General features: G+C 56.1%; 26 protein-coding genes. 15 read left to right on the top strand and 11 right to left on the bottom strand.

Annotated features, from left to right (window positions below; all coding sequences use genetic code 11):
* Positions 1–20 precede the first annotated feature (20 nt).
* From J3D54_RS26900 to J3D54_RS26925, 6 genes are all read left to right on the top strand, one after another.
* Positions 21–1,121 (top strand): alkene reductase, encoded by a 1,101-nt coding sequence (locus J3D54_RS26900; RefSeq protein ID WP_253425019.1) that lies wholly within the window; start codon positions 21–23, stop codon positions 1,119–1,121.
* A 54-nt stretch (positions 1,122–1,175) separates the two neighbouring features.
* On the top strand, positions 1,176–1,964 hold the full coding sequence (locus J3D54_RS26905) for an SDR family oxidoreductase (RefSeq protein WP_253425021.1): 789 nt from the start codon (positions 1,176–1,178) through the stop codon (positions 1,962–1,964).
* Between the two features lie 84 nt (positions 1,965–2,048).
* Positions 2,049–2,918, top strand: coding sequence for an alpha/beta fold hydrolase (locus J3D54_RS26910; RefSeq protein ID WP_253425025.1), 870 nt, complete (start codon positions 2,049–2,051; stop codon positions 2,916–2,918).
* A 68-nt stretch (positions 2,919–2,986) separates the two neighbouring features.
* Complete coding sequence (locus J3D54_RS26915) at positions 2,987–3,985, top strand: NADP-dependent oxidoreductase (protein WP_253425028.1); 999 nt, start codon at positions 2,987–2,989, stop codon at positions 3,983–3,985.
* Positions 3,986–4,299: 314 nt separating this feature from the next.
* Positions 4,300–4,554 carry a helix-hairpin-helix domain-containing protein gene (locus J3D54_RS26920; protein WP_253425030.1) on the top strand — a complete coding sequence of 85 codons (255 nt, stop codon included), beginning with the start codon at positions 4,300–4,302 and terminating at the stop codon, positions 4,552–4,554.
* Positions 4,555–4,779: 225 nt separating this feature from the next.
* Positions 4,780–5,163: a c-type cytochrome gene (locus J3D54_RS26925; protein ID WP_253425033.1), complete on the top strand. Its 384-nt coding sequence runs from the start codon at positions 4,780–4,782 to the stop codon at positions 5,161–5,163.
* Between the two features lie 274 nt (positions 5,164–5,437).
* On the opposite strand, the gene J3D54_RS30495 is transcribed toward J3D54_RS26925, so the two are convergent.
* Together J3D54_RS30495 and J3D54_RS26930 are read right to left on the bottom strand one after the other, a co-directional pair.
* The gene (locus tag J3D54_RS30495; RefSeq protein ID WP_367399641.1) at positions 5,438–5,677 is read right to left on the bottom strand and encodes a YceK/YidQ family lipoprotein; all 240 of its coding nucleotides are present in this window, start codon (positions 5,675–5,677) and stop codon (positions 5,438–5,440) included.
* A 1,431-nt stretch (positions 5,678–7,108) separates the two neighbouring features.
* Positions 7,109–8,125: an AraC family transcriptional regulator gene (locus tag J3D54_RS26930; RefSeq protein ID WP_253425036.1), complete on the bottom strand. Its 1,017-nt coding sequence runs from the start codon at positions 8,123–8,125 to the stop codon at positions 7,109–7,111.
* Positions 8,126–8,256: 131 nt separating this feature from the next.
* On the opposite strand from J3D54_RS26930, the gene J3D54_RS26935 reads away from it, so the two are divergent.
* Genes J3D54_RS26935 through J3D54_RS26945 form a run of 3 tightly spaced genes read left to right on the top strand, consistent with a single transcriptional unit; the run spans position 8,257 to position 10,940 of the window.
* Positions 8,257–9,441, top strand: coding sequence for an acetyl-CoA C-acyltransferase family protein (locus tag J3D54_RS26935; RefSeq protein ID WP_253425038.1), 1,185 nt, complete (start codon positions 8,257–8,259; stop codon positions 9,439–9,441).
* Between the two features lie 16 nt (positions 9,442–9,457).
* A complete protein-coding gene (locus J3D54_RS26940; protein WP_253425041.1) occupies positions 9,458–10,309 on the top strand; it encodes a 3-hydroxybutyryl-CoA dehydrogenase in 852 nt (283 codons plus the stop codon).
* Positions 10,296–10,940 carry a TetR/AcrR family transcriptional regulator gene (locus J3D54_RS26945; protein WP_253425043.1) on the top strand — a complete coding sequence of 215 codons (645 nt, stop codon included), beginning with the start codon at positions 10,296–10,298 and terminating at the stop codon, positions 10,938–10,940. Before J3D54_RS26940 ends, J3D54_RS26945 begins: the two co-directional genes overlap by 14 nt.
* A gap of 163 nt (positions 10,941–11,103) precedes the next feature.
* On the opposite strand, the gene J3D54_RS26950 is transcribed toward J3D54_RS26945, so the two are convergent.
* Together J3D54_RS26950 and J3D54_RS26955 are read right to left on the bottom strand one after the other, a co-directional pair.
* Entirely contained in the window at positions 11,104–11,412 is a 309-nt protein-coding gene (locus J3D54_RS26950) for a cupredoxin family copper-binding protein (RefSeq protein ID WP_007941931.1), read from the bottom strand.
* Between the two features lie 15 nt (positions 11,413–11,427).
* Positions 11,428–12,396 carry a metallophosphoesterase gene (locus tag J3D54_RS26955; RefSeq protein WP_253425046.1) on the bottom strand — a complete coding sequence of 323 codons (969 nt, stop codon included), beginning with the start codon at positions 12,394–12,396 and terminating at the stop codon, positions 11,428–11,430.
* 152 nt (positions 12,397–12,548) lie between these two features.
* On the opposite strand from J3D54_RS26955, the gene J3D54_RS26960 reads away from it, so the two are divergent.
* The 3 genes from J3D54_RS26960 to J3D54_RS26970 all read left to right on the top strand — a co-directional run bounded on the left by J3D54_RS26960 (position 12,549) and on the right by J3D54_RS26970 (position 14,568).
* Positions 12,549–13,061, top strand: a complete 513-nt coding sequence (locus tag J3D54_RS26960; protein ID WP_253425048.1) for a sigma-70 family RNA polymerase sigma factor — start codon at positions 12,549–12,551, stop codon at positions 13,059–13,061.
* The gene (locus J3D54_RS26965; protein WP_253425051.1) at positions 13,054–13,797 is read left to right on the top strand and encodes an anti-sigma factor; all 744 of its coding nucleotides are present in this window, start codon (positions 13,054–13,056) and stop codon (positions 13,795–13,797) included. The genes J3D54_RS26960 and J3D54_RS26965 overlap by 8 nt, the downstream gene beginning before the upstream one ends.
* Positions 13,798–14,238: 441 nt before the next feature.
* Positions 14,239–14,568, top strand: coding sequence for a hypothetical protein (locus tag J3D54_RS26970; RefSeq protein ID WP_253425054.1), 330 nt, complete (start codon positions 14,239–14,241; stop codon positions 14,566–14,568).
* 150 nt (positions 14,569–14,718) lie between these two features.
* On the opposite strand, the gene J3D54_RS26975 is transcribed toward J3D54_RS26970, so the two are convergent.
* Positions 14,719–15,294 (bottom strand): hypothetical protein, encoded by a 576-nt coding sequence (locus J3D54_RS26975; RefSeq protein ID WP_253425058.1) that lies wholly within the window; start codon positions 15,292–15,294, stop codon positions 14,719–14,721.
* Positions 15,295–15,924: 630 nt separating this feature from the next.
* Between J3D54_RS26975 and J3D54_RS26980 the strand changes: the two genes are divergently transcribed.
* Positions 15,925–17,082, top strand: a complete 1,158-nt coding sequence (locus J3D54_RS26980; RefSeq protein WP_253425060.1) for an HBL/NHE enterotoxin family protein — start codon at positions 15,925–15,927, stop codon at positions 17,080–17,082.
* Positions 17,083–17,160: 78 nt separating this feature from the next.
* On the opposite strand, the gene J3D54_RS26985 is transcribed toward J3D54_RS26980, so the two are convergent.
* The 3 genes from J3D54_RS26985 to J3D54_RS26995 all read right to left on the bottom strand — a co-directional run bounded on the left by J3D54_RS26985 (position 17,161) and on the right by J3D54_RS26995 (position 18,785).
* On the bottom strand, positions 17,161–17,640 hold the full coding sequence (locus J3D54_RS26985) for a hypothetical protein (protein ID WP_253425063.1): 480 nt from the start codon (positions 17,638–17,640) through the stop codon (positions 17,161–17,163).
* A gap of 475 nt (positions 17,641–18,115) precedes the next feature.
* Complete coding sequence (locus J3D54_RS26990; RefSeq protein WP_169342478.1) at positions 18,116–18,301, bottom strand: hypothetical protein; 186 nt, start codon at positions 18,299–18,301, stop codon at positions 18,116–18,118.
* A 289-nt stretch (positions 18,302–18,590) separates the two neighbouring features.
* On the bottom strand, positions 18,591–18,785 hold the full coding sequence (locus J3D54_RS26995) for a hypothetical protein (RefSeq protein WP_105341388.1): 195 nt from the start codon (positions 18,783–18,785) through the stop codon (positions 18,591–18,593).
* 179 nt (positions 18,786–18,964) lie between these two features.
* Between J3D54_RS26995 and J3D54_RS27000 the strand changes: the two genes are divergently transcribed.
* Complete coding sequence (locus tag J3D54_RS27000) at positions 18,965–19,159, top strand: hypothetical protein (RefSeq protein WP_081625797.1); 195 nt, start codon at positions 18,965–18,967, stop codon at positions 19,157–19,159.
* 279 nt (positions 19,160–19,438) lie between these two features.
* Here J3D54_RS27000 and J3D54_RS27005 read toward each other — a convergent pair whose 3' ends face one another.
* From J3D54_RS27005 to J3D54_RS27015, 3 genes are all read right to left on the bottom strand, one after another.
* Positions 19,439–19,774 (bottom strand): hypothetical protein, encoded by a 336-nt coding sequence (locus tag J3D54_RS27005; RefSeq protein ID WP_253425065.1) that lies wholly within the window; start codon positions 19,772–19,774, stop codon positions 19,439–19,441.
* Positions 19,775–19,865: 91 nt separating this feature from the next.
* Positions 19,866–20,102 (bottom strand): hypothetical protein, encoded by a 237-nt coding sequence (locus J3D54_RS27010; protein WP_253425067.1) that lies wholly within the window; start codon positions 20,100–20,102, stop codon positions 19,866–19,868.
* Between the two features lie 94 nt (positions 20,103–20,196).
* The gene (locus J3D54_RS27015) at positions 20,197–21,423 is read right to left on the bottom strand and encodes an RtcB family protein (protein ID WP_253425070.1); all 1,227 of its coding nucleotides are present in this window, start codon (positions 21,421–21,423) and stop codon (positions 20,197–20,199) included.
* A gap of 91 nt (positions 21,424–21,514) precedes the next feature.
* Between J3D54_RS27015 and J3D54_RS27020 the strand changes: the two genes are divergently transcribed.
* The gene (locus J3D54_RS27020) at positions 21,515–21,754 is read left to right on the top strand and encodes a hypothetical protein (protein ID WP_019582784.1); all 240 of its coding nucleotides are present in this window, start codon (positions 21,515–21,517) and stop codon (positions 21,752–21,754) included.
* The last annotated feature ends 4 nt before the right edge of the window (positions 21,755–21,758 follow it).

Raw genomic sequence — 21,758 nt, forward strand, 5'->3', positions numbered from 1 at the left:
GGGCACGGAAGAAATACCAAATGACCGACCAGAATCTGTTCACCCCTTACACGCTTGGCGCCCTCACGCTCTCGAACCGTGTCGTCCTCGCGCCACTGACACGCAACCGTGCAAGCGAAGGCTTTGTGCCAAGCGAGTTCGCGGCCACCTATTACAGCCAACGCGCAAGCGCAGGCTTGCTGATCAGTGAAGCCACGCAGATTTCCCAACAGGGTCAGGGCTATCAGGACACCCCCGGGATCTACACGCAGGCGCAGATAGATGGCTGGCGCAAAGTGACCGAAGCCGTCCACGCCAAGGGCGGAAAAATCTTCCTGCAGCTGTGGCATGTCGGCCGCGTGTCGCACGTTGATCTGCAAGAAAACGGCGCCGCCCCCGTGGCCCCTTCTGCGCTGCGAGCCGCCACCAAAGTATTCGTCAACAACCGCTTTGAAGACGTCTCCGAGCCGCGCGCACTGGACATCAGCGAACTACCGGGGATCGTCTCCGATTTCCGCCAGGCCGCGGTAAACGCTGTCGCCGCCGGGTTCGATGGCGTAGAGATTCACGGCGCGAACGGCTATTTGCTGGATCAATTTCTCAAGGACAGCGCCAACCTGCGGACCGACGCTTACGGCGGCTCAATTGAAAATCGTGCGCGTCTGTTGCTCGAAGTGACGGCGGCCGTCATCAATGAAGTCGGCGCGGACCGCACCGGGGTGCGCTTGTCGCCAGTGTCACCGGCCAATGGTGTTTCCAGCAGTGATCCGCAGACGCAATTCGATTACGTCGTCGATCAACTCGACGCCCTCGGCGTCGTTTATCTGCACGTGGTCGAAGGCGCAACCGGTGGCCCGCGTGACGTGGCGCCATTCGATTTCGGCTCCCTGCGCCAGCGCTTCAAAAACACCTACATCGCCAACAACGGCTATGACCTGGACCTGGCGACTTCGCGGCTCGCCAAAGACCAGGCCGATCTGATCGCGTTCGGTCGCCCGTTCATTGGCAATCCGGATCTGGTGGAGCGCCTCAAGCGTGGCGCGCCGTTGTCCGCCTTCAATCCCGCCACCCTCTATGGCGGCGGCGCGGAAGGCTACATCGACTACCCGACGTTGGCTGAATCGAGCGCCACCGCAAGCTGAGCAATCAGTGACCGCGTTTTCTGTTTTCACACATTCTGAAAGAGAGATAATCCCATGAGCACTCGCCCTACTGTTCTTATCACTGGCGCCTCCACCGGAATTGGCGCTGTCTACGCCGAGCGCTTCGCGCAACGCGGCCACGATCTGGTGCTGGTCGCCCGCGACCAGGCACGTCTGGACGCACTTGCCACCCGGTTGCGCAGCGAACACGACGTCGCCACCGATGTCATTCAGGCGGACCTGACCCAACTCGGCGATCTGACAACCGTTGAAAGCCGCCTGCGCGACGACGCCCGTATCGGCATCCTCGTCAATAACGCTGGCGCCGCTCTGTCCGGTAATTTCATCGACCAAAGCACCGACAGCATTGCGCAACTGGTTGCCCTCAACACCACGGCGCTGGTGCGGCTCGCCAGCGCCGTCGCCCCACGCCTGGCCAAAGCAGGCGAAGGCGCAATCATCAACATCGGTTCGGTGGTGGGTCTGGCGCCGGAGTTCGGCATGTCGGTCTACGGTGCGACCAAGGCATTTGTGCTGTTCCTTTCCCAAGGCCTGAGCCTGGAACTCTCGCCCTTGGGCGTTTACGTGCAGGCCGTGCTGCCGGCCGCTACCCGCACGGAGATCTGGGATCGCTCCGGCGTCGACATCAACACCTTGAACGAAATCATGGAAGTGGGCGATCTGGTGGATGCCGCACTGGTCGGTTTCGATCGTCGTGAGCCGGTGACTATCCCGCCGCTGCACGAAGCTGAACGCTGGGATGACCTGCAGAGCGCACGTCAGGGCCTGCTGGGGCAAATCCGCCAGTCTGCGGTTGCCCAGCGCTACCTGACCCCACAGTGATTTATTTGTAGCGAACACCTGTGCAGGACTCGATGCAGGCGCCCAAGGCACTGCATCGACTGCGGCCCTCTGTTCGGAGTAGATATGACGCCCACGAATACAATTAACCCCGCAGGTTCGCAGACGTCGTTCATCAACGCGGCAAACCAGTCGATCACGGTCAACGGCATTCCCTTCGCCTATCGCGACATCGGCCCCAAGACCGACGTGCCCCTCGTACTGTTCAACCATTGGGGCGCGGTGCTGGACAACTTCGACCCCGGGATCATCGATGGCCTGGCACAAACAAGGCGCATCATTGCCACCAACTATCGCGGGATCGGCGGCTCTGGCGGAACCGCGCCACTGACGGTCGGCGAAATGGCTGACGATGCCATCCAACTGATACATGCGCTGGGATTCGAGACCGTTGACGTGCTGGGTTTTTCACTCGGCGGCTTCGTCGCTCAGGACATCACCCTGAAGGCGCCCGAATTGGTGCGCCGATTGATTCTCACCGGCACCGGGCCGGCCGGCGGCACCGGTATCGACAAGGTTGGTTCGGTGACGTGGCCATTGATGATCAAAGGCTTGATGACCTTGCGAGATCCCAAGTTCTACCTGTTCTTTACTTCGACGCCCAATGGCCGTCGAACCGCATCGCAGTATTTGCAACGCTTGAAAGAGCGCAAAAAAAATCGCGACAAAGGCCCGACGCCCAGCGCTTTCCTACGGCAGTTGAAAGCCATCACTGCGTGGGGCAAACAGGCGCCCCAAAACCTCGGGCGCTTGCGGACGCCGACGCTGATCGTCAACGGCGACAACGACATCATGGTGCCCAGCGTTAACTCGATTGCGCTTGCCAACCGCATTCCCAACGCACAACTGGTCATTTATGAAGATGCCGGGCACGGCGCCATTTTCCAGTACTACGCTGACTTTGTGACCAAGGCGCTGGCGTTCCTTGATACCTGATAGCGCGGCGCAGCAACGCCGCAAACGCTCCGCCTACCCTCATTCCAACCGATAAGAGCCGCACAACGATGAAGGCATTTTTAATTGATCGCTATGGCCAGAACACCGGGCGCATTGGCGAAGCGCCCGCTCCCGTGGTGGGCGCCCACGACGTCTTGATTGAGGTGCACGCCAGCAGCGTAAACCTGCTGGACTCGAAGATCAGGAAGGGCGAATTCAAACTGATCCTGCCTTATTCATTTCCGCTGGTACTGGGCAATGACCTGGCAGGCGTCGTGGTTGAGGTTGGCTCGCAAGTGAAACGCTTCAAAGCGGGAGACGAAGTCTACGCTCGCCCGCCCGAAGCACGGATCGGGACGTTCGCCCAATTGATCGCCGTGAACGAAAACGCGATCGCCCTGAAACCTGCCAATACCAACATGGCACAAGCCGCGTCCCTCCCCTTGGTCGCACTGACCGCCTGGCAAGTGCTGGTCGAAACCGCCCAACTGAAAAAGGGCCAGAAAGTGCTGATCCATGCCGGCTCCGGCGGTGTCGGCACCCTCGCCATCCAACTCGCCAAACACCTCGGCGCCTTTGTCGCGACCACCACCAGCACCGCGAATGTCGAATGGGTAAAGGCGCTGGGGGCCGACCTGGTGATCGATTACACACAGCAGAACTTCGAAAGTGTCCTGCACGACTACGACTTGGTCTTGAACAGCCTCGGCGCCGACGTACTGGAGAAGTCACTCAAGGTCCTCAAGCCCGGTGGCCAGCTCATTTCCATCTCAGGGCCACCCACTGCGCAGTTCGCGCAGGAGCAAGGGTTGTCCTGGCCATTGAAGCAAGTCATGCGCCTGTTGAGCCTCGGCATTCGGCGCAAGGCACGCAAGCAGGACGTCAGCTACGCGTTCGTTTTCATGCGGGCCAATGGCGCCCAACTGCAACAAATCACCGCGCTCATTGAGGCCGGAATCATCAAACCTGTGATTGACCGCGCCTTCACCTTTGAATCAACGGCAGAGGCGTTGAAGTACGTCGAGCAGGGACGAGCCAAGGGCAAAGTCGTTGTTACGATCAAATGACTACGCCGCGTATCGATGAGCCAACCGCAGAGGCTGCGCAACTTTTACTGCTTCGGCAGTCATCATCCGAGGTGACTTCGCCAGAGTTACAGAAACAGGAAGAGCTGCAACCGGACGCTGTGTCTGTTGAACCGCCAGTGATCGTTTGGCGCAGCTTGATGCTCGAACAGTAGGACGAAACGGGTTGCATGGATGGGGGTGCCTCCCTGGAGACTTTTCACCGCTGACACTCAAAACAATGACACCTGTCTATTGAGACGCCTTGTAGGGTCGGGCACACTTCCACTGAATCATTTAAAAAAAGGAATTTACGGATGCCATTTTCACTGGAAGAAAGAACCGCTTTGCTCGCCCTCAAGGGCGTAGGACCAACGGTCATTACTCGGCTTAAGCAGATGGGTATCGAATCGTTCGCCGAGCTCCGAAAATCGGATGCTGGTGACATCCTGGCTCAAGCATCCGCAGCATTAGGTTCGACTTGCTGGAAGAACAGCCCTCAAGCCAGAGGAGCAATCACTTCGGCCGTCGAGCTTGCGAGAGGCTCAGCAGAGCACAGCCCCATCCGATAGGTGCGTTCGATTGCCTCCCACTCGGGTTGCTTGGTTGCCATGGGAATCCTTATTCGCCTGGCTGCTCCAGCAGCACTTCAATCAGCTTCTGCTCCCCAAGCGGAACAGGGCAAGGCGGCGCACCTGAATAATTTCAAATGTTATCGAGAATATTGAGTGTTGCAGTGGCCCCTCCAGGGTTTGCCCACGACTCAGATCTGATTTATACAACAAGGCCACATGAAAATGAAAATGAAAATATCCTTCATCGCTTCGCTAGGAATTTTATCGCTAATTCAAACATCACTCTCCTTCGCGGATAATCTCAATGGGAAAAATCTCTATTTACAGAGATGTGCCATGTGCCACGGAACAGACCTCAAAGCAACCGGACCATTGGCCAATAAAAGCAACCCTCCTGCAGCTAACCTTACAACCCCCGCTTTCAAAAAACGACTTAATGATTATCCGGGCGTTATTGTATCGTCGATAATACTTCGCCCCAATGGAGACTTGATTCCAAAAACGTTGAAAGAGAATGGTGTAAAGCTATCACCGTACGCTTGGCGGACTCAGGATCTGCGCGATTTAAATCAATACATGAGTGGTGTGATTTCAAAAAGTCGATGATTTTGACATGAGAGGTGGGCTGAGCCAGTCGACCTCTCATGGACACATCGCTAATGAACAATCTCGGATAATTCGTCTTCGTTGGATCAACTCTGCACTCGATTCATTTGCATCACAGCACCAGGCCGCATCGGAGTGTGATCTGCAGCAACGCAAGGCACCCGACTCGTAGTCGGGCGAGCCACCGGGCACGCCGGACAGCAGGCGCAGGCTGAGCCAGAGGTGACGACCTCGCGCAGATCACACCCCGAAGCGTACGAACGCCGGCATCAGATTAAAAGTTGCAGCTGTATTGATACTCGAAGGGAAAAAATACTGTGTCGACCACCAACGAGAACGGCGCGTCGACGAGCAAAAAGGGAATTAGTTTTCCGCGGGATGTGCCTACCAACCACCAGTCAAACCGCACGCCAATGTAAGGGCATCGATGTTTGTCGTAATCCATCCGCATAGCGGTTGCCGCACACCCACTTAAACTGGCGATCAAAACCAGCAAAATCACTTTCCGAAACACGTAACGTCCTTATTATGTCTTTGCGCAGACTTGCGTAGACGCAGTTACGAATAGTGAGTCACGCCCTTCCTCTCCGACACCGCCCGCAAGCACTGGCAGATCACATGGCTGCAAACCCAGACCCTGATCGATACATCGAGAAAATCTTGATCGAGCTGATCTGTCGCGAGGATGGCGGCTTGTTGCACGAGCAGAGGGCTAACAGTTGACCTGGAGCAATTCAAGCCTCGAAAGATGAACATACATTCATGCAAGCGCCGCCGTAGATGTCTACCCTCAAGTTTCCGACATAGTGAATACAGGAGTAATCCACCATGTTCTCGCACGAAAGCATCCCGCTGATTTCACTCTTCATCATCATGCTGCTTTGCGTGTTTGCGGCCTTTCTCCATCCCGTACACGCCTTCTGGTGTTTGGTTCGAAGGCGAAAGGGTAGATCCTCGCTCGAACGCACGGAGCAAGTGAGGAAGCTTTATTGCGCTGAGTGATTTACCAAAGAGGCCCGGCGAAGCCCGGGCTTTTTGTTGCCTGTACCAATCCTCAGTCACGCCCCTCCGACCACCGATAATAGCCGCGAGTAATCAAAGAGGCTGACGAGGCGCAAGCTGTGGCTCGTTCGCAATAGCTCTTTTGATCAGTTGCAGGCAATGAAGTTTTTCCCGCAGATCCTCTCTATGAGAGCGCATCGGCCTGCACTCAGCGTCACTGCCATAACGTGGCTGGCAGGCCGCCCATAAGACGCTTGGGATGAGCGCAGACCGGTGCAGACGAAAACAAAGAAGTCGTCAAGCCAGCCCCTTTGCATCAACAAAATGGAGCGCTGCCTGGCGGTCCATCCTGGCTCTCCTACGCACTAATACCGGTGGTATTCCTGACCTCCGCGGTCACCTCCATAGTAGCGACCATGATCACGTCCATGACCATCACGATCATGCCAATACGGCCAGCAGCCACCGAGCAGTAGGGTTGCTGATACCACCAGAATCAATGCAGTTGTGCGTTTCATATGAATATCTCCGGACAGGAAAAACCTGACGCTGCATTCATTTGATTACGCCTCAATTGTGAAGGTTCAAACCGTGTGGTTGTCTCGCGCCCCTCAGCGCCCGGATCAAATCAAATGACCATTTAGCGGATGCTGGTAAGAGGATCAGGGCCTGCTGCTGTCTACCGTGTAGGAGTTGTGCCGATTTCCAAAGTTGTAGGCAACTCACAGATCAATGCAGGCAAAACAAAGGTGTCGCAGGCCAAACTCGAGAGCGGCGCCGCAGCCTGCACCATTTCCGGGACTGAGTGGTTCCAAGGTGCTTAGGCGCCCTTGAGCACCAATGCCTGATGGTCTCGGCCATCTGCGTTTTTGTACCAAACACCTCGACCTGTTCGGGGCGTTTTTTTATGTGCCACAGACCACAAAAAGATTTCCCATATTGGTCAATCATCACGACCTTCAAACCGCAAACGGTATTGCCCCGGGCTCTCCCCCGTCCATTTTTTGAAGGCGCGGTGAAACGCACTCGGCTCCTGAAACCCCAACTGTTCGGCAATATCGCTGATGCTCGCCTTGCTCTGGCGCAACCGCTCAAACGCCACTCCGCGTCGCACTTCGTCCTTGATTTCCTGATACGAACAGCCTTCACGTCCCAGTTTCCGGCGAAAGGTACTGGGGCTCAGGTGCTGCTCCAGGGCGAAGTCCTGCAAGGTCGGCCATTCGCTGTAATGGCTATGGCGCAGGCGCTGATGAACCTGCGATGCCAGCCCATGCTGGTTGCGGAAGCGGATCACCAGCCATTGCGGTGCGGTGCGCAAAAACACTTTCAGCGAGGCAAGGTCCTGAACCACCGGCAGCCGCAAGTAGTGACTGGCGAACTCGATTTCGGTGTGCTCGGTGCCAAAGGTCAGGTTGGGCCCCCAGAGCAAGGCATCATCACGCAGCGACAAACGCTGATGACGAAAGTCCGCACGATCGATGGGAATTCGCCGCCCGCCCAGCCAACACAGCAGACTGATCATCAACACCAGAAACGTTTCTTCGCCCAGCCGGCTGACCTCGCTGTTCTGCGAGCGGGTCTGCAGGCTGATGACCGCACGCTTGCCACGCACACTTAACGTGCCGCGAAAATCATGCAGGAACAAGGCGAAATTGGCCAGGCACTGACGCATGGCTTTTTCCAGCGTTGGCTCCTGAATCAATGCCCGACAGATCAAGGCAAAACTGCCCGGCGGCATGCCATGGGAGTCCAACTGGAAAAATTCGTCGTTCAACTCACGAATCTGCGCCAGCCACAACGCGGCGAAAGCCGTGGCCGGCACCCGCGCCGTCGGCTGATCCATCAGTGCCGGATCAATTCCCACCTGTTCAAGGAGTGACCGCAGACGCTGCGGCTTCTCACGCAGCGCATGGATCATGGGATACATGAAGTAAACCGCCACCGAATCCGATTCCCGCATTTGAATGCCTCTCTCGTCACATCTGAACATGGCAAAAAACGCCATCACCCTTGAACAGTTTTGGCATAGGCCAGCGGCGCTGCTGATTCTAAACTCGTGCCCAACAAAAAAGACCTGTTCAGAGAGCCAACATGAACCATTCCGATATTTTTGTAGTGAGCGCTGTCCGTTCTGCCATTGGCAGTTTTGGCGGTTCACTCAAGGATGTACCGCCTATTCAGTTGGCAACCGACGTTTGCCGCGTCGCTATCGAGCGATCAGGCCTGGCGCCCGAGCATATCGGCCACGCGGTGATGGGACATGTGATCCCGACCGAGGCACGCGATGCCTACATCTCCCGGGTCGTAGCGATGAATGCCGGCCTGACGAAAGAGACCCCCGCCTTCAACGTCAACCGTCTGTGCGGTTCGGGTTTGCAGGCGATTGTCAGTGCCGCGCAAAGTTTGATGCTGGGGGATGCGGGCGCTGCGCTGGCCGGTGGCGTCGAGTCCATGAGCCGAGGCGCGTACCTGTTGCCGCAAGCGCGCTGGGGCGCACGCATGGGCGACATGCAGGCCGTCGACTACATGCTTGGCGCACTGCAAGACCCGTTTGCCGGTTTCCACATGGGGATCACCGCTGAAAATATCGCCGAGCACTATGGCATCACGCGTCAGACCCAGGATGAATTGGCGCTGATCAGCCAACAGCGTGCTACCCGGGCGATTGCCGAAGGGCGTTTTTCCGGGCAGATCGTGCCGATTGAAGTAGCGACCCGCAAAGGGACGGTTTCGTTTGCGACGGATGAGCATGTACGGGCTGAGGTCGACGTCGAGCAATTGAGCCGCATGAAACCCGCGTTCAAAAAGGACGGCACCGTGACCGCCGGCAACGCGTCTGGTCTCAATGACGGTGCTGGCGCACTGATCATGGCCACGGGCCAAACTGTTCAGGAACAAGGCCTCAAGCCCATGGCTCGACTGGTGGGCTATGCCCACGCCGGCGTCGAGCCCTCAATGATGGGGCTGGGACCGATTCCCGCCACCCGCCTGGTGCTCAAGCGTGCCGGTCTGACCGTTGCCGACCTTGACGTGATCGAGTCCAACGAAGCCTTCGCTGCCCAGGCCTGTGCCGTAGCGCAAGAGCTGGGCTTCGATCCGCAGAAGGTCAACCCCAACGGCTCGGGCATCTCGCTGGGCCATCCGGTGGGCGCCACTGGCGCGATCATCGCCACCAAAGCCATTCATGAACTGCATCGCTGTCAGGGCCGCTATGCCCTGGCGACCATGTGCATCGGTGGCGGTCAAGGCATCGCCGTGTTGTTCGAACGGGTTTGATCACAAGGACATGCGCATGAATCTACAGAACATTGGCGTTATCGGCGCCGGCACCATGGGCAATGGCATCGCGCAAGTCTGCGCCCTGGCCGGCTTCAACGTGACCTTGATCGACATTTCCGAGAGCGCTCTGCAAAAGGCAATCGCGACCGTCGATAAAAACCTTGATCGGCAGGTCGTCAAGGACACGCTGACCCATGAGCAAAAGCTCGCCGCCCTCGACAAGATTCGCACCAGCACTGATTACGGCTGCCTGCTGAACGCACAACTGGTGATCGAAGCCGCCACCGAAAACCTCGATCTGAAACTGCGCGTGTTGCAACAGATCGCCGCGCAGGTCAGCCCTGAGTGCGTGATCGCCTCCAACACGTCATCGCTGTCCATTACCCAACTGGCGGCCAGCGTGAGCCGGCCTGAGCGCTTTATCGGCCTGCATTTTTTCAACCCGGTGCCGGTGATGGGCTTGATCGAAGTGATTCGTGGCCTGCAAACCAGCGATGTCACCCACGCCCTGGCGCTGGATATGGCAAACACTCTCGGCAAGACCGCAATCACCGCGGGCAACCGTCCGGGATTCGTGGTCAACCGGATTCTGCTGCCGATGATCAATGAAGCAATCCTGGTGTTCCAGGAAGGCCTGGCCAGCGCGGAAGACATCGACGCCGGCATGCGCCTGGGTTGCAACCAGCCGATCGGGCCACTGGCTCTGGCGGATCTGATCGGTCTGGACACGGTGCTGGCCATTCTTGAAGCCTTTTACGACGGCTTCAATGACAGCAAATATCGCCCTGCACCGCTGCTCAAGGAAATGGTCGCCGCCGGTTACCTGGGGCGCAAAACGGGGCGTGGCTTCCATGCCTATGCCTGAGCGTTGCTCACGGTTTGCCGAGTACCGGGGCACGGTGCTGGAGCTGTTTGCCAGCAAAGGTTTCGGTCAGGTCGGCATGCGTGAGCTGGCGACGAGCCTGGGACTCGCCCCCGGCTCGTTGTATCACCATTACCCCAGCAAACAGCACTTGCTGCTCGACTTGATCGAGGAGTTCTACGAGGAGCTGTTGGCAACCCTGGGGCGCATTGAGCAACAGGCGCCGGCAAAACGCGACAAGATCAACAGCCTGATCCGCGCCCACCTGAATCTGCACCAGGAAATGCCCTGGCATTTTCGACTGGCGGAGCGCGACAGTGGCTGCCTCAACGAGGAGCAGCAGGAACAAGTTCGCCACTTGCGCGAGCAATACGAACGCAAATTGCTGCTGATGCTCGGAGCCAAACCCCGCGTGAGCGAACCGGCGCAACGGGCCGCGGGTCGAGCCATTGCAGCCTTGCTCAACAGTGCGCCCAGTTGGCTGAGGTCATATTCGCTGGATGAACGAGAGCGCGATAATCTGATGGAAAACATGGTGAGTGGCGCCATCGAGCGGTTATTGGCGCCAAAGACGCGTAATTGGGTGACGACTGCCAACGCGGGCGACAATACGAAGGAGCCAACTACGAAATAACAAACCTATGCGGCTCTTCCTCGAACTGCGTAGCCAGCAGATTCCGTACGACAAAGCCCCGATTATTCGGGGCTTTGTCGTTTCTGGGGATACCTGTTGAGTGAGCCGGCAGACGTCGGAACAGTCGAAGGCTGCGGTCTTTTAACCTTCCAGCGCCCTTTGTTTACTGGGTGACTACAATCTTCCCGATCATCTGCGGGTGCAGCGCACAAAAATACTCGAACTCTCCCGGCGTATTGAACACCCAGGAAAAACTGTCATTCGTATCCAGCGCCCCCGAGCGAAACACCTTGTGGGTTTCTGCCACCGTGTGCGGAATCTGATCGTCATTCACCCACGTCACTTTGGTGCCCACGGCCACGGTCAAATCCTTGGGTGCAAACATGAACTCCTTGATATCGATCTTTACCTCCTGAGCCCACGCCGGCATCGACAGCATCAGGCACACCACCGCCAACAGTCGCGTTTTCATCCTGACCGCCCTCCCCTAGACCAGTGTCGAATCAATCAGCGCCAGCGGATGATCGCCCTGTGTCGCTCGCACATCGGTGATCCCCAGATAATTGCGCAGTTGATCGGCCGCCACCGTCATCGGCCCCGGTGCCGGCGCCGCACCCGGTGCGGGTTGTGGATAGGCCGTGCCACGGGCGGTGTGGAAGGTGATATTGCCTTCGACCTTCTGGATGACCTGATGGATGTGACCGTTCAATACCGTTACTGAACCGTATTTGCGCAGCATCGCAATCGCCTGATCACCATCCTCGGTGCCCCAGCCCCACGGCTGATAAATCGTCCACAGCGGAATGTGGGTAAACACGACGATGGGCGTACTGGTCGTCACCGCCCGCAAATCATCGGACAGCCAGGCCAATTGATCAGCTCCAAGGGTAGCTTCATGGCCGGCCTGGAAGTTGAAGACATTGACCAGTGCGATGAAATGCACGCCGTGGTCGTCGAAGCTGTACCAACCATTGCCTTTGGTGCCCTTGCCGTAACGCTCCAGGTAAAGCTTGCCGCCGCCCTCGTCGAGGGTGTCGTGTTCACCCGGCACGTAATGCACGGTGGACGGCAGGCCTTTGAGCAACTGTGCCGCCGTGTCGAACTCCTCAGGCTTGGACAGGTGCGTGATGTCGCCGGTATGCAGGATCAGCGACGGCCGTTTTGGCAGCGCGATGACCTTGTCGATCGCCACCTGTAACGTCTTTGCCGGCTCCGGGTTGGCTTCCTTGTTGAAGCCGATGTGCGAGTCGCTGATTTGCACGAAGTGAAACGTGCTGGCCAGTGCCTTGGGGTCGGCGACGTTGCCTGCCTCATCCAGCGCAAAAGCCCGGGGAATGCCGCCGCTCAGGGCCCAGATGACCCCCGCCCCGGCCCACGCCGAGCACTTGAGCAGCGTTCGGCGGTCAGGGTTCAGCAAGCTGTCGGTGCGCACGGGGTGTTTTGATTGAATGTCCATCGGTATGTCCTCGCAAGCGGACTACAGTGATGTAGCTGACACGAGGTAAACCTTGCGGGACGAGTGTTTATTCCGCGCTGCAAAAAAAATCTTTTCAGGGAATAAAAGACGACGCATCACGGTTATAGGGGTGTGACAGTGCGGAAGCCACTATGAAGCGATTTGAGGACCTGATTGCGCCGCATCTGGACGCCGCTTACAACCTCGCGCGCTGGCTCACCGGCAACGACAGCGCCGCACGCGATGTCGTGCAGGAAAGCGCGTTGCGCGCCTTCAGGTTTTTACAGCGTTTCGCCGATGGCAACGCCAAGGCCTGGTTTCTGACCATCGTGCGCAATGAAAGCTACACCTGGCTCAAAGCCTCGGCCGGGCGCCATTGGGTGGCTATCGATGACGACATTGGCGATGACGAAGGGGCACTGAGCCACAGCCAGACCCCGGAATTGCTGGCTATTCACACGGAAAACGCAGCGCTGATCCAGCAAGCGCTGTGCGCCCTGCCGCCGGTGTTTCGTGAGGTGATTGTGCTGAAAGAACTCGAAGACATGCCTTACAAGGAGATCGCTTTGGTGGTCGATATCCCCATCGGCACCGTCATGTCGCGACTGGCCCGGGCGCGCGCGATGCTCAAGCTCGAACTACTGAAGTCGCACGATCATGAATGAACTCGACTGCACGGTTTACCAGACACGGCTGCATGGCTATCTGGATCAGGAGCTCGATCCTGCGACGGCTGCGGATGTGGCTGCGCATCTGGCCGCATGCGCCGAGTGCGCGCGGCTGCATGATGAAGTGAAACTGCTGAGGGTCAGTGTGAAGCGCCAGGCGCCGTATTACCCAGCGCCGGCGTCGTTGGCGGCCAGCGTCTTTGCTACGGATGCTCCCGCGACTCGCGCCATCGAGCGCTGGCAGACATGGTTCGCACCGACGTTTTCCGCGGCGGCGCTGGCCTTGGCGGCGGTGCTTTATGTGATAACGCCGGGCAGCGAACAACCGCTGATGGACGAGGCTGTCTCCAGCCATGTCCGCTCGTTGATGGGTGAGCATCTGAACGATGTGGTGTCCTCCGACCGTCACACCGTGAAGCCTTGGTTTACCGGCAAACTCGACTTCTCGCCGCCGGTATTTGACTACTCGGCGCAGGGATTTCCATTACTGGGCGGGCGGCTGGATTATCTGCAACACCAGACCACGGCAGCCCTGAGTTACGGGAGGGCCAAACACATCATCAATGTGTTTATCCTGCCCATGCCGGAGGCAGACAAGCCGCGGCAGACCCAGACGATTCGTGGCTTTAACGTGGTGTCCTGGCAGGTCAACCATTTGCGCTTCGTGCTGGTTTCCGATGTGGAAAAAAGCGAACTGGAGGCGTTCAGCCAGTTGCTCAGGGACGGTGGCTGAAGGGAGCACGGTTTCGCGTGCGCCGTCATTCTCTCTGTCGAGAACAATCAAAAATGAGGGCTCACCCAACCAAGACCTAGCACTCCGTGCCTGGTAAAGAGCCGAAGCTGGGTGAGCGATGCAAACTCTATCCAGAGTTGCACCCTGTGTCCCGAACACAATTCTGAATAAACCTGAACAGCCCGCCGGTGAACGGCGGGCGAGGAGTCTCTATGCCCGTGCAAGGTTGCACCGTTCGTCTAGATCAAGGGGCCATACCCCATTCCTCGTCTACACCTGCCTGATACGCCCTTCAACGTTCATCTGACCTCCACGTCGCCTCTCTTGGGTATGTACATACGAGAAGATTGGGATATCAGGCATTAATTCGATGGCATACGAAGCGCCATACGGAACTGTAGTACCTCAAGCTTCGAGTTTCATTTCTCAAGGAATAGAAGAATGACCATCAAAAGCAAAGACTGGTATGCATGGCTGAACACGATGCCACCAAAACCTGACGACTTCCATGTGGTTGGCGATGTTGAAGTTGCCAATCCAGGGATTGTGGCCGTCCTTACCAGGCGATCCCCTAAAGGCAGTGACCAGAAAGCGCTCATGCTGGACCTACACTTGGTCCAGCAACCAGGAAAATGGATTCAACAAATTAGCTGGACGCAAGCAAAGTACGACCAAGTAATGCCTCCAAACTCGCCTATCTATACAACGGTTGAAATTTTCTACGAAGGGGAGCGAATTGCGTTTATCGAGGAAATTGGACGCGTCTCCTGACTGATTTGCACTGAATCAGTTGAGCCGTAATGCTCAACCACGACCGGCTGGCTATTTGGATCAGTCGGTCGCCGCTACACACCTCGCCTGTACGAATGCGCGCGTCCCTGCGCACATCGCCGCGCACAGAGGTTCGTCGTTCAGCGTCCCTTACTCACTGCCAGTGCACGACCACTCATCATCCATGGCACCCGCTGTGCTGGAGACTATCCACACCACTGCAAAAGCCACTAACGAGAACCCGGCAAAGGCACCCATCACATGCAAGTAAGGCAGCACGTGATTCCACGCTCGAGCCCCCCCCAGGAATGCGGCAAATAACCAGCCACTCATGGAGAGAGCGCCCAATAGTGCAAGGCGAGTCCGGGCGCAGCTGTGTAACAAGACAAAGGGAGCCTTCTGCAACAGTGGAAAACCGATCCGATGCAACAATGCGCCGTTGAGGCTAAGCAGCGCGACAACACTCACCTTGGCCCAGAGCTTTTGATTGAGCAGATACGCGGTCCCCTCATAAAGGTAACCCTGGAGCACCAGCAGCAAGCCACTTCCCCAAAGAGCCAATAGCGCAAGCGTGACGATTTTTTGAGTTTCGTCGAGATACTCACGTTGCGCCTGGCTCAACACATCCTTGCGCCAGCTCCATAGCTTTTGATCTGCCTGCAGCACCCTCCCCAGAGCAATACAGGTGGCAATCAGATGACCGTACACGAGTAGCATTTTGAGCATTACCTGGACGTTATTGTTATGTGGGCAATGCACTCCCTCGCACCCTTGATTTGAAACGAAATGAAACAAATTCATATTTGTATCAAGCAAGTTACAAATTCAACCATCCATCCGGAGCCGCTTTTTCCCTCGCAGGGCTGTCCGCCCTTCTCGACACCGAACATGCACATGCACTCAATCACGTCCCCCGGCTCCTGCACGCCCATGCGTTTGGTGCTGGCTCGAGCATCGTGACCTCGCCGTTACCGGTCCCCCTGGCATGAAATTGGAGATGTATAGGTATGTTCAGGACGAACAACTACCATTTGTATAACTACAACTGTCATCAATAGGAACTCAGATTATCACTCAGCCTGTCAGCGCCAAAAAACCGACAAACACAAACCCTTCGATGAAACCCTCATTAACTGATTGTTAAAATATGCAGAACAGATCTGCACTAATAGCAAGCGCAAAAGAACATAAGCCACCACCTTGCCACCATACTAAAGCATGCTTAACTGTGCTGCACCTGCAGCGCTAGCCTTCATATAGTTGCGTCGGCTGCCTGAGGTTAAGCAAGCACTATTGCTAAAGTATTAATCGTTCGATCTGTGCAACTCATCAATTGGTAACATCAGGAGATTTTACATGGACGCGCAAAAAAAGTTGTTTTTCCCCTTCGCCCTGAAACCCGTACCGAACGTCACGAGTATCGCAAACTTACAGAGCTCGCCGCCTACTTTCGCTGCCGGATCCAACGACCCTTTGCCGATTGATCAACAGTTGGCCAATGCTTTCAATGCCAACAATGCTGTCATGGCGTATGTGTTAGGTATTGGCAATACGAGACTACCGACTATCTCCCCTTCGCCAACGTGGTACAGCACATTCCAAACAGCTTTCAGCAACGCACAAATCCACGCCAACGGGTGGTATCCGATTGCGGCTAACTTGGTGAGCATACCCAACTCCATTGCAGGATACGGCATTGCTTTCAACGTCAGCATGTCGACCATCAATTCATTGGTCAGTGTATTGCAGTCCGATCCTACCAACGCCACTGCGATTGCAGCGTTGAAAACACAATTCAGCCGCTTGATCTCTCAGATTCGTTCTTACACGCAAAGCGCCGTGACGGTCCAGCAGACCATTACCGAGTTCAGCAATACCTTGGCATCCGATGCAACAGTGCTTTCAACGGCTGTAAATGACTCGACTAGGGAGCAACAAGTAGATCAGCAGAAAATTGCAGAGTTCAAGGCACATATCGCTTCGCTACAGTCTGAAATCAGTCATTGGCAAACTGTTGAGACGGCAGCAGCCATTGCGGCGGGCGTTGCATTCTTTGCAGGTGCTGTTATCGCCATTTTCTCGTTCGGAATTGGGCTGGCATTCGGGATCGTTTCTGCCGCGGCCTTGATTACTACGATGGTGATCGCTTCAAACAAGGTTCAAGCGTTGAAGAGTCAGGTGGAGGCTGACAACAGCAATATGAATGCGGTTACGCGGCAGGCTGCAAGCCTGGCTGTACTGAACGATCAAATCAATGCGCTGATCGCACTTTCCCAGGCCGCAAGCACCCAGATTGCCCTCGTCCTGCAGGTCTGGCAAGAGCTGGAATCCGAACTGAACACAGTCCTGACGGACCTAACCAACTGCAGCGGCAACGTCACTGACTTGAACCTCGGCGAGCTTCAGCAGAATCTGAACGCGGCCAATCAGGATTGGCAGACATTGGTCGGGCTCTGCAACACGATTGCCTCTATCACCTACAATCAGGCAACTCCGCCCACCGCCAATATCTAACGAACGGCCATCGACAACCGGATGAAAATGGATAGGGTCACTCACCCACGAAGTGGATGAGTGACCGTAAAAATCAAATCAACCAAACCATATCGATACGATTATTCGGTCATTATTCAGTTCAATATTGCAACGCTCCGGCCTCCAGTCCTTAGTCAGTCCATCACCTGTTTCATAGACTCGAAGAGAGTGGCCCACCAATTGAGCAATTGTCTGTGGTTGCGCCGAAGTGAGTGAGCCAATCAGCTGACCTATATTCAGTTCTTCCGGCGACATTGACCTTACATGGCCTTCTTCTAGTCGAAGAAACCCTTCCGACCCACGAAAACCATGTTGCAGTATGTACCAGCCCTGAGTTGTAATTTCAAAAGCATTGTAACCTCCGGTCGGAAAATCGCACACTTCCGGAACGATCCGACTCCCGACTTTCTCTCCGATAATGTTGTTGGAACCGATCAAACTACTTAGCTCGGCTCTCGCTTCGGCAAGTGGAGTTTTGCGAGATCCCTTATCGCATTGAATTGTGCCATCAAGTTTATAAACCCATACGTTAGACATTGCTTTCTCCTTCCCTAAGTTTGCTCTCCTCATAAGAGCACTCACCCAATGGCACACTACTTAGGCTGCTAATCAAAATGAAAAACACCAGCATGCTATTCGGTTGATTCAGCATAGTTGAAGAAATACTGTGCAAGCTCCTGTTGGTCGGAAGGGTTGGCCGTTTCCAGTTTCGATATATCAGGGAAATCGCTGTATCGAAAATTACCGACGTTGGCGAGGCGACTGTTTTGCGTGGAGTGGCACAGACTCATTAGCAGTTGGGTAATGGGCCGTTCAAGCGTTCATCACGATCACGCGGATATACGCAACCACAACGACCGAATACACCTGTCATCGCACGGATATACCCAACCTCTGTAGGAACTGACGCAGCCTGCGATCTTTTGGCGATGTTGCAGGCTCACGAAGACCAGGATCAAAAGATCGCAGCCTTCGCCAGCGCCTACGGAGGTTGAGTACAACCGGGCGGAATCTAATCCGACGTCAGCGGTTGCCTGGAGCGACTCGGCGCGATGGCCGACTTCTCCCCGGTGTCGCGATGCAACAAGGCAACGTTGTAGTCATAGCGGGATATCAACGGTACCGGCTCGTCATTGCGGGACATCTTGAGCCATTGTCTTGTGCGCTCGATGTCAAAGGATTCGTTCCTGCCCTTCATGCTTTTAATCAGGTTGGCCGAGACCCTGAAGCGTCCACATCCAGCCGAGCACGCAACCTCTGACCAGTCTTCAGCCACATGAACAGTGTTAGAGACAGCGTGACAAATTAAGCACTTCATGTTCGATCTCCGTATCCATGAACTACCAACTGTAGACGATCCACGAGCAAGGAACTCAGCGTCCACAAAAAACCAGATCAGCCCATCGCGTCGCCAAGTGACAGCCTGACCAGGTGGCCTGTCAAAGAGGCGATAAGAAAAGAGCCCGGCACTATGGCCGGGCTCCGTTTTATCTTCTATTTTCAAGCATCTTGTCGGCGAGCGCTTTGGCCCTTTGGATCAGCAGGTTTTGCCTGTCTTCGTGGGTGGCTTCTCCTACCACCGGTGCCGTCAGATGGCTTTCGGCAATCAGTGCAGCACAGAAATATTGGTCCCAGACAGTGCTCTGCTCCGACACCTGTCTGTTCGTTTGGTCGGCGATCATATGCGGCTCCTTTTGATGAGGTAGCCGTGTCAGTTTACGCCCGAATCACCAACGCCCTTCGTCGCGCAGGACAGTCGGCACTGCCAATCGCTGGCGACAAATCGTTTCCTCGACTAGGATTTTTATTCGCACAGGACTTCGCCCACTGTGTTGTCGGGCGACTCACAAGGGAGAGATAGATGACGCCTACTCGTATTACCGAGCAAACCTATCGTGGCTGGTCCAGCCCCATCTTGCTTGAACTCAAGGAGAGAGAACATCAATTGGATCCTTCAGCACGCCAGGCCCTGCGAAATGTCCTGGTCGAAAGAAGGCTTATAAACACCGGCAATCCTTCTGGCAGTGATCGGCGCAAGGCTGATCCGGCCGGGTAACAACAAGCAGCAATAGCGCTTACCCACCTCATCACCGACGCTGCTGGCGCTCTGCCAGCAGCGTGCTTGTAAGCCATCGCCAAATGCCAGACAAAAAAAAGCCCAGGCAGCTGATGGACGCCTGGGCTTTAAAAATGCATAAACCGTGGTGGTGAACGCGGGACAATATTACCCAATCAATTGATCTGTAACAATATATTTTGATTCACCATCCAGTTACTAAATTTCGTAACCCATTAAATATCCACACTATTTTTGAGCCTTCTACTTAAACAACCGTTACAAACAATCCCGGACAGCCTTGCGCAGCGCCCCTGACTTGGCCCATGGCGGCCCTTGGTAAAGCGATACCCGGCTGCCATCCTTTGACTTCACGATATCCAGAATTTCGTCAGCTGTGATGACGCTCGGTGCAGTAATCCGGTAGCCATTGGAAATCTCGGTTTGTGTCGTACCCGCAATCTCCTGACGCCACAACGGCAATACACACCCGGCATATTCCTTGGGCGCCTTATCGCTGTATTTGCTGACATTGGGCTCACCGGGCACAAGGGATGCAGGCAATGAACAGCCCGCCAACGCAGCCACCGCTACTCCCGCTATCAACATCCGCATGATGTTTCCCTATCCTGAAAAACGGGAAATGTAGCCTGTACTTGCGCAGACATCCAGCAAACGCTGGGGTTATGCCCTTATATAAAAGCCTTTATACAGAAACCTCGCCCTGCCCCGGATCGGCCCCCGAGCCGGAATCGACATACGAACTCGCATTCAGAAACTTCATCCATCGCTCGTACGCTTCATGCTGCCATTTCGTAACCCGCTCCCATTCCGGGCCACTAAGCTGATGGGCAGAAATCAGCTTCATCATTTCGCTGGTGGCCGCCTCCAGGTCAGCGATCAGCTCATGCGCATGGTGTCTGAAATCATCGGTAGCCGTCATTTGAGATACCTCGCCCCAGCGAATAAATCACTACTTCCATACGACAGCAGAGCTACCCCCTCCCGTTGACTTTCCCGACGAGCGGAACGCATCCCTACCCTTTCACGCATACCACCTGTCGCAACGTGTGCAGCACTTCCACCAGATCACGCTGGGCGTACATGACTTTGTCGATGTCCTTGTAGGCCATCGGAATCTCATCAATGACCGCGGCGTCCTTGCGGCATTCCACATGAGCGGTCGCGCGGATCTGGTCGGCGACGGTGAAGGTGTTTTTGGCTTTGGTGCGGCTCATGGTGCGACCGGCGCCGTGGCTGCAGGAACAGAACGATTGCTCGTTACCGAGGCCGCGAACGATGAAGCTTTTGGCCCCCATGGAGCCGGGAATGATCCCCAGTTCGCCCTTCTGCGCCGACACCGCGCCCTTGCGGGTGACCAGGATGTCTTCACCGAAGTGCCGTTCTTTCTGCACGTAATTGTGGTGACAGTTCACAGCCTCCAGCGCGACCTCGAAGGGTTTGCGGATCACTTGCCGCGCCGCGTGAATCACTGCTTGCATCATCAAGGCACGGTTCTGCCGAGCGAAGTCTTGAGCCCAGCCCACCGCTTCGACGTAGTCATCGAAGTGTCGGCTGCCTTCTTTGAAGTAGGCCAGGTCGCGGTCCGGCAGGTTGGCAATGTGCTGACGCATGTCAGCCTGGGCCAATTGAATGAACAAGGTGCCGATGGCGTTGCCCACACCGCGAGAACCGCTGTGCAGCATGAACCAGACACTATTGGCCTCGTCCAGGCAGACCTCGATGAAGTGGTTACCGGTGCCGAGGGTGCCCAGATGGTGACGGTTGTTGGTGCTGGCGAGTTTCGGGTACTTGTCGATGATCGCCTTGAACCGTGGGTTCAGTGCCGCCCAGGCCTGATCGGCCTGCTGTGGAACGCGCTCCCAGGCGCCTTCGTCACGGCGACCACGGCTCAACGTGCGCCCATGGGGCACGGCCTTTTCAATGGCAGTGCGCAGACCGTGCAGGTTGTCCGGCAAATCGGCGGCAGTCAGCGAGGTGCGGGCGGCGATCATGCCGCAGCCGATGTCCACGCCCACAGCCGCCGGAATGATCGCGCCCACGGTGGGAATCACGCTGCCGATGGTGGAGCCTTTGCCCAGGTGCACGTCCGGCATCACCGCCAGGTGCTTGAAGATGAACGGCATCTTCGCGGTATTGATCAGTTGCTGCCGGGCTTCGCTTTCAACCGGCACACCCTCGGTCCAGAGTTTGATCGGCTTGCCGTTGGCGACTTCCAGCAGTTGGTAGGCAGGTTGTTGCATGATTTCGACTCTCTTCGGATCAGACGAACATAACGCTCCATCAAGGTAAATGGGATTACTATTTCGTAGCGGGGAATTGCAGGAGGTCATCATGTGGCTTAACGAATATGAACAGCAACTGCGGCGCGACCTGCAAGGTGTGGCGTCGGATCTGAGGTGGTCGGCGGTAGAGCTTTTGCGCATCGCAGAGCAATTGCGCCTGGCCGGCAACGATGTGGACGCCGAGGCGACGCTCAGGCTGTGCTCGTTGTTCCAGGGCGATGAAGAGCGGCTGGCGGGCTATGCTGAAGAGGTGAAAGCAAAAACCATCACTCGAACGAAAGCTCACTAGAGAG

This window comes from Pseudomonas sp. GGS8 (assembly GCF_024168645.1).
Lineage (GTDB): Bacteria > Pseudomonadota > Gammaproteobacteria > Pseudomonadales > Pseudomonadaceae > Aquipseudomonas.

Coding starts and splice junctions, on each gene's coding strand:
- J3D54_RS26900 (WP_253425019.1), top strand. CDS start 21: ATGACCGACCAGAATCTGTTCACCCCTTACACGCTTGGCGCCCTCACG.
- J3D54_RS26905 (WP_253425021.1), top strand. CDS start 1,176: ATGAGCACTCGCCCTACTGTTCTTATCACTGGCGCCTCCACCGGAATT.
- J3D54_RS26910 (WP_253425025.1), top strand. CDS start 2,049: ATGACGCCCACGAATACAATTAACCCCGCAGGTTCGCAGACGTCGTTC.
- J3D54_RS26915 (WP_253425028.1), top strand. CDS start 2,987: ATGAAGGCATTTTTAATTGATCGCTATGGCCAGAACACCGGGCGCATT.
- J3D54_RS26920 (WP_253425030.1), top strand. CDS start 4,300: ATGCCATTTTCACTGGAAGAAAGAACCGCTTTGCTCGCCCTCAAGGGC.
- J3D54_RS26925 (WP_253425033.1), top strand. CDS start 4,780: ATGAAAATGAAAATATCCTTCATCGCTTCGCTAGGAATTTTATCGCTA.
- J3D54_RS26930 (WP_253425036.1), bottom strand. CDS start 8,125: ATGCGGGAATCGGATTCGGTGGCGGTTTACTTCATGTATCCCATGATC.
- J3D54_RS26935 (WP_253425038.1), top strand. CDS start 8,257: ATGAACCATTCCGATATTTTTGTAGTGAGCGCTGTCCGTTCTGCCATT.
- J3D54_RS26940 (WP_253425041.1), top strand. CDS start 9,458: ATGAATCTACAGAACATTGGCGTTATCGGCGCCGGCACCATGGGCAAT.
- J3D54_RS26945 (WP_253425043.1), top strand. CDS start 10,296: ATGCCTATGCCTGAGCGTTGCTCACGGTTTGCCGAGTACCGGGGCACG.
- J3D54_RS26950 (WP_007941931.1), bottom strand. CDS start 11,412: ATGAAAACGCGACTGTTGGCGGTGGTGTGCCTGATGCTGTCGATGCCG.
- J3D54_RS26955 (WP_253425046.1), bottom strand. CDS start 12,396: ATGGACATTCAATCAAAACACCCCGTGCGCACCGACAGCTTGCTGAAC.
- J3D54_RS26960 (WP_253425048.1), top strand. CDS start 12,549: ATGAAGCGATTTGAGGACCTGATTGCGCCGCATCTGGACGCCGCTTAC.
- J3D54_RS26965 (WP_253425051.1), top strand. CDS start 13,054: ATGAATGAACTCGACTGCACGGTTTACCAGACACGGCTGCATGGCTAT.
- J3D54_RS26970 (WP_253425054.1), top strand. CDS start 14,239: ATGACCATCAAAAGCAAAGACTGGTATGCATGGCTGAACACGATGCCA.
- J3D54_RS26975 (WP_253425058.1), bottom strand. CDS start 15,294: ATGCTCAAAATGCTACTCGTGTACGGTCATCTGATTGCCACCTGTATT.
- J3D54_RS26980 (WP_253425060.1), top strand. CDS start 15,925: ATGGACGCGCAAAAAAAGTTGTTTTTCCCCTTCGCCCTGAAACCCGTA.
- J3D54_RS26985 (WP_253425063.1), bottom strand. CDS start 17,640: ATGTCTAACGTATGGGTTTATAAACTTGATGGCACAATTCAATGCGAT.
- J3D54_RS26990 (WP_169342478.1), bottom strand. CDS start 18,301: ATGAAGGGCAGGAACGAATCCTTTGACATCGAGCGCACAAGACAATGG.
- J3D54_RS26995 (WP_105341388.1), bottom strand. CDS start 18,785: ATGATCGCCGACCAAACGAACAGACAGGTGTCGGAGCAGAGCACTGTC.
- J3D54_RS27000 (WP_081625797.1), top strand. CDS start 18,965: ATGACGCCTACTCGTATTACCGAGCAAACCTATCGTGGCTGGTCCAGC.
- J3D54_RS27005 (WP_253425065.1), bottom strand. CDS start 19,774: ATGCGGATGTTGATAGCGGGAGTAGCGGTGGCTGCGTTGGCGGGCTGT.
- J3D54_RS27010 (WP_253425067.1), bottom strand. CDS start 20,102: ATGACGGCTACCGATGATTTCAGACACCATGCGCATGAGCTGATCGCT.
- J3D54_RS27015 (WP_253425070.1), bottom strand. CDS start 21,423: ATGCAACAACCTGCCTACCAACTGCTGGAAGTCGCCAACGGCAAGCCG.
- J3D54_RS27020 (WP_019582784.1), top strand. CDS start 21,515: ATGTGGCTTAACGAATATGAACAGCAACTGCGGCGCGACCTGCAAGGT.